The sequence below is a fragment of the Dietzia sp. B44 genome (genome assembly GCF_014145245.1).
Classification (GTDB): Bacteria; Actinomycetota; Actinomycetes; order Mycobacteriales; family Mycobacteriaceae; genus Dietzia; species Dietzia natronolimnaea.
Genome location: NZ_JAALEF010000239.1, coordinates 1 through 5,340 on the forward strand (window position 1 = coordinate 1; position 5,340 = coordinate 5,340).

4 protein-coding genes and 2 pseudogenes are annotated in these 5,340 nt (G+C 72.2%); 4 read left to right on the plus strand and 2 right to left on the minus strand.

All coding sequences use genetic code 11. The features are described from left to right. Positions 1 to 36: 36 nt before the first annotated feature. Together G6017_RS17410 and G6017_RS17415 are read right to left on the minus strand one after the other, a co-directional pair. Positions 37 to 195: pseudogene (locus G6017_RS17410) on the minus strand (gamma-glutamylcyclotransferase); the annotation flags it as partial. Between the two features lie 93 nt (positions 196 to 288). Then, positions 289 to 573, minus strand: a pseudogene (locus tag G6017_RS17415) (gamma-glutamylcyclotransferase family protein); the annotation flags it as partial. A gap of 152 nt (positions 574 to 725) precedes the next feature. Between G6017_RS17415 and G6017_RS08750 the strand changes: the two are divergent. From G6017_RS08750 to G6017_RS08765, 4 genes are all read left to right on the plus strand, one after another. Then, positions 726 to 2,132 (plus strand): NAD(P)H-quinone dehydrogenase, encoded by a 1,407-nt coding sequence (locus tag G6017_RS08750; protein WP_179524756.1) that lies wholly within the window; start codon positions 726 to 728, stop codon positions 2,130 to 2,132. A 100-nt stretch (positions 2,133 to 2,232) separates the two neighbouring features. Beyond that, the gene (locus tag G6017_RS08755; protein ID WP_179524757.1) at positions 2,233 to 3,258 is read left to right on the plus strand and encodes an iron ABC transporter substrate-binding protein; all 1,026 of its coding nucleotides are present in this window, start codon (positions 2,233 to 2,235) and stop codon (positions 3,256 to 3,258) included. Positions 3,259 to 3,313: 55 nt separating this feature from the next. Further along, positions 3,314 to 4,873, plus strand: a complete 1,560-nt coding sequence (locus tag G6017_RS08760) for an ABC transporter permease (RefSeq protein ID WP_259846280.1) — start codon at positions 3,314 to 3,316, stop codon at positions 4,871 to 4,873. Beyond that, positions 4,870 to 5,340 (plus strand): ABC transporter ATP-binding protein (locus tag G6017_RS08765; RefSeq protein WP_182616976.1); only part of this gene is annotated, 471 nt, incomplete at its 3' end. The genes G6017_RS08760 and G6017_RS08765, both read left to right, overlap by 4 nt.

Genomic DNA, 5,340 nt, shown 5'->3' on the forward strand with positions numbered 1-5,340 from the left:
ACGGGGGTGGGCGGCAGGGGGACGGACGGCACGACGCTAGGCGCCCGGGCCCACGTTGCGGGATTCCCGGGTGCGCAGCTGCCGCACGTAGGAGTCGGGGGCACCCGCGCACTCGGCCGCGTCCGCCAACAGTCCGAGGTAGCGCGCCGACGGCAGGCCCCCCTCGAAGGCGTCCATGACGTACAGCCAGACCAGCTCGGTGCCCTCGGGCGCGGTGGGGGAGGGCGAGGCGACCGCGAACTCGGACTCCTGGGCCCCCACCGGGGGGCCGGGGGGGACGGTGGGACGGCGCTCCACCCGGACCCGGATCTTCCGGGCCGGGATCCGGTCCGTGCCCTCCCATCGGTCGAGGGCGCGGGCGTCCTCGTCGGGGACGTCGTAGAGCACCACGAACACCCTCGACTCGGGGTCCTCGACCACGGTGGCCACGGCGCCCTCCCACGTGGGGTCCTCGCCCGCGAAGGTCAGGCGCCAGCCCTCCAGCCAACCGGTTCCGGCGAACGGGGAGTGCGGCGCGCGGGCGTTCATCTGTTCGGGATGCATGTTGGTCCCGTACGCGGCGTAGAGAGGCACGGCGACCAGAGTAGTCCCTCCGCCGGGTGTGGCCCCGGCGTCCTCCGGCCGCGTGCCGCCGGTTCGACTACCGTGTACGGCGGACGCGACGCGGTCCACCACAGTGGCCCGCGGCGCCCGGCCCCGACCCCGTGACCCGTGGAGGACCACCTGTGACCCAGCGCATCATCATCATCGGCGGCGGACCCGCCGGTTACGAGGCCGCGCTGGTGGCCGCGCAGTACGGTGCGGACGTCACGATCGTGGACGCCGAGGGGATCGGCGGCAACTGCGTGCTGACCGACTGCGTGCCGTCCAAGACGTTCATCGCCACCACGGGTGTGCGCACCGACATGCGTCGCGCCGAGGAGATGGGCGTCGAGATGCACTTCGACCCCACCGCGTACCGGCTCGGCCAGGTCAACGGTCGGGTCAAATCCCTGGCCCGCGCCCAGTCCGCCGACATCAGGTCCCAGCTCCAGCGCGAGGGCGTGCGACTGCTCTCGGGGACCGCGCGACTGCACGACTCGCAGCCGGGCATGGCGTCGCACCGCGTCCACGTGTCGCTGGACGGCGGCCGGGAGAAGATCCTCGACGCGGACGTGGTCCTGGTCGCCACCGGGTCCAACCCGCGCATCCTCTCCGGCGCCGAGCCGGACGGGGAGCGGATCCTGACCTGGCGGCAGCTCTACGACCTCACCGAACTCCCCTCCCACCTGGTGGTCGTGGGTTCCGGTGTGACCGGCGCCGAGTTCGTCTCCGCGTTCACCGAGATGGGCGTCAAGGTCACCATGGTGTCCAGCCGCGACCGTGTGCTGCCCCACGAGGACGCCGACGCGGCGCTGGTGCTGGAGGAGGCCCTCAGCGAGCGTGGCGTGTCGCTGGTCAAGCACGCGCGTGCGGACGCGGTCGAACACCACGAGGACGGGATCATCGTCCGACTGGGCGACGGCCGGACCGTCAAGGGTTCGCACGCACTGATGTGCGTCGGTTCGGTTCCCAACACCGGCGACCTCGGGTTGGAGAGCGCCGGCATCGAGGTCCAGCGCAGCGGTCACATCAAGGTCGACCGCGTCTCGCGGACCACCGCCGCCGGCATCTACGCGGCGGGCGACTGCACCGATCTGTTCCCGTTGGCCTCCGTCGCGGCGATGCAGGGCCGGATCGCGATGTACCACGCGCTGGGCGAGGGGGTCAGTCCCATCAAGCTCCGCACCGTGGCCTCGGCGGTGTTCACACGGCCCGAGATCGCCACCGTGGGAATCTCCCACGCGCAGATCGAGAGCGGTGAGGTCCCCGCCCGCGTCGAGGTGTTCCCGCTGGCGGGCAATCCGAGGGCCAAGATGCGCAGTCTGCGCCGCGGTTTCGTCAAGCTGTTCTGCCGCCCCGCCTCGGGTGTGGTCATCGGAGGGGTGATCGTGGCGCCGACCGCCTCCGAGCTCATCCTGCCCGTCTCCGTGGCCGTGCGGAATCAGCTCACCGTGGGTGACCTCGCGGGGTCGTTCTCCGTCTATCCCTCGATGACCGGGTCGATCACCGAGGCCGCCCGGCAGCTCATGCGGCACGACGACCTGGACTGATCCCGGGCCGGTGGACCGGCCTGAGCGCCAGGATAAGTTTAGGCTAAGCTCACACCCGGTGCCCGTGACGCGGCACCGGGACTGTGAGGGAGGAACCGTGATGATGCGACGCCGCCTGGCCGCGATCGCCGCTGCCGGTTCGCTCGTGGTGGGTCTGGCGGCCTGCACCACGGACGGCGCCGGAGACGACTCGGACGCGTTGGTGGTCTACTCGGGCCGCAGCGAGAACCTCGTCGGCCCGCTGCTGGCCCAGATCGAGGAGAACACCGGCATCGACCTGGAGGTGCGGTACGCGAGCACCCCCGAGATGGCGGCGCAGATCGCCGAGGAGGGCGAGGCCAGCCCGGCCGACATCTTCTTCTCCCAGGACGCCGGCGCGCTGGGCGCGTTGTCCAAGGAGGGCCTGCTCACGCGGCTCGACGAGGCGACGGTCGCACAGGTCCCCGCCGAGTACCGGGCCACCGACGGGACGTGGGTCGCCACGAGCCTCCGCGCCCGTGTCCTGGTCTACGACTCCGAGGTGCTCGAGGAGTCCGAGGTGCCGGACACCATCGACGCCCTCACCGAGCCGGAGTGGCGGGGCAAGGTCGGCTACGCCCCCACCAACGCCTCGTTCCAGTCGTTCGTCACCGGGCTGCGGGTCGACCGCGGCGACGAGGCGGCCGAGCAGTGGCTCCGCGACTTCCTGGCCAACGAGCCGAGGACCTACGACAACAACGTGGCCCTCCTCGAGGCCGCCGACACCGGCGAGGTCGAGCTCGGGCTCACCAACCACTACTACTGGTACAACACCGCCCAGGAGAAGGGCGAGGAGAACATGCGGGCCCGGGTCCACTACCTGACCAAGGGCGACCCCGGCGCACTGGTCAACGTGGCCGGCGTCGGCGTGCTGGCCTCCACGGACCGGCCCGAGGACGCCCTGCGCGTGGTGGAGGAACTCCTCGGCGAGCAGGCCCAGCTCTACTTCCTCGAGGAGGACAGCGAGTACCCGGTGGTGCCGGGCATCACCTCGGAGGCCGTCGGCCTGCCCCCCCTCGAGACCCTGGGAGGCCCCGACATCGACCTCGGGGACCTCGACGGGCTCGAGCAGACCCAGCAGATGCTCACGCGCGTGGGCATGATCTGACGGGTCCGTCATAGACGTCCGTTCCCGTCTGCGTGGCGGTCGCCCCCTCCTCGGGGTGGCCGCCACTCTGGCGTGCTCCGCGGCCCTCATCCCGCTGGTCTATCTGATCATCCGGGCGGGGGAACGGGGCCCGGCCTACGCCATCGAGGTGGTCCGGTCCGGTCGGTCAGCCGAACTGCTGGTCAACACGGTCGTGCTGGTGGTCCTGGTCACCGCGGCCAGCGTCGTGGTGGGTGTCGCGCTCGCGTGGTTGACGGTGAGGACGGATCTCCCCGGGGCCCCGGTGGTCGGCGCACTGCTCTGCGTGCCACTGGCGATGCCCTCCTACGTCCTCGGCTACCTGTGGGTCGCGGACTTCCCGCAGTTCCTCGGCCTGCCCGGCTCCGTCATCGTGTTGACGATCTCCTGCTATCCGTACGTCTTCCTCCCCGCGGCCGCGGCGCTGCGGGCCGTGGACCCCGGGCTGGAGGAGGTGGCCCGGACGCTGGGGCGCGGATCGGTCAGGGCCGTACTCGGGGTGACGTTGCGTCAGATCCGGCCCGCGGTCGCCGCGGGGGCGCTGCTGGTGGCGCTGTACACGCTGTCCGACTTCGGGGCCGTGGCCATGCTGCGGTACGAGGCGTTCACCGTCGGGATCTACCACAGCTACCGCGCCTCGTTCGACCGGGTGCCCGCGGCGGTGCTGGCCTGCGTGCTCATCCTGGTGGCGCTGGTGGTGATGGTGGGAGAGCGGCGGGCCCGACGGGGCGAGGTCGCCAGGGTCGGTGCCGGTGTGGACTCCCTTCCCGACCGGGTCCCGCTCGGGCGGTTCAGAACGCCGGCGCTCGTGGTCGTCGGATTCGTCCTGACCGGTGGCGTCCTCGCCCCGCTCGTCGGGCTGGTCCGGTGGGTGCGGGCCGCCGCCGAGGTGGACGTGGCGTGGGGACCGGTCCTCGCGGCGGCGGCCACCACCGCGGGGGTGTCGGGCATCGCCGCGCTCGTGACGATCGTGTTGGCCCTGCCCATCGGCATCCTCGCGGCCCGGTCGAACGGCCCGGTCGCCCGGGCCACCGAGGCGGTCGCCCAGATCGGATTCGCGCTCCCCGGGATCACGGTCGGGTTGGCCGTGGTGTTCGTGGGGATCCGGCTGGTCCCCGGCCTGTACCAGCAGTTGCCGATGCTCGTGTTCGGGTACGTGGTGCTGTTCCTCCCGCTCGCCGTGGGCGTGGTCCGGTCCGCGATCGGCGCGATCCCGACCGCGCTCGAGGACGCCTCGGGAGCGTTGGGCTCCGGCCGGTTCCGGACCTTCCTCCGCGTCGTCGCCCCACTATCGATGCCGGGTGTCCTCGCGGGGGGCAGCCTGGTGTTCCTCAGCGTGGCCAAGGAACTGCCCGCGACCCTTCTCCTGCGCCCCACGGGGACGGAGACACTGGCCTCCGCGATGTGGGCCCACACCGAGGTGGCGGCGTACTCCCAGGCCGCTCCCTATGCCGCGATGCTCGTGGCCGTGGCCGTGATCCCCGCCGCGGTCCTCGGCAGGTCGTTCGGGTGGGGCGCGGGAGGGTCCGGGCGAGGCGTCCCGGCACGGACCGCCATCGCGGCCCGTTCGGAGGAGACACAGGTGGGTGCCACATGACGGTGAGGAAGCGCCCCGGCGGCGTGCTCGAGCTCCGCGGCGTGACCGGTGGGTACGGGGGCACCACCGTCGTCCGGGACCTCGATCTGACAGTGGGCTCCGGTGAGGCGCTGGCCGTTCTCGGTGCGTCCGGGTCGGGCAAGACCACCGTGCTGCGCATGATCGCCGGGCTGCACCCGGTCTCGGCGGGACGCATCCTCGTCGACGGACGCCGCGTGGACCCACTGCCCGCCCAGCACCGCGGGATAGGTCTGGTCCCCCAACAGGGCGCCCTGTTCCCGCACCTGTCCGTGGCCCGGAACGTCGGGTTCGGACTCGTACCGGTCGATCCCGTGGCGCGGTGGCGCAGCCGCGCCGAGCGGGCGGCCCGGGTCCGTGAGGTCCTCGAGTTGGTGGGGCTGGCGGACCGGGCCGACGACCGTCCCTCCCGGCTGTCCGGCGGGCAGCAACAGCGGGTCGCGCTCGCA

Bases quoted from the DNA above. Each gene is read 5' to 3' on its own strand.
- G6017_RS08755 (WP_179524757.1), top strand. From the start codon at position 2,233: ATGATGCGACGCCGCCTGGCCGCGATCGCCGCTGCCGGTTCGCTCGTG.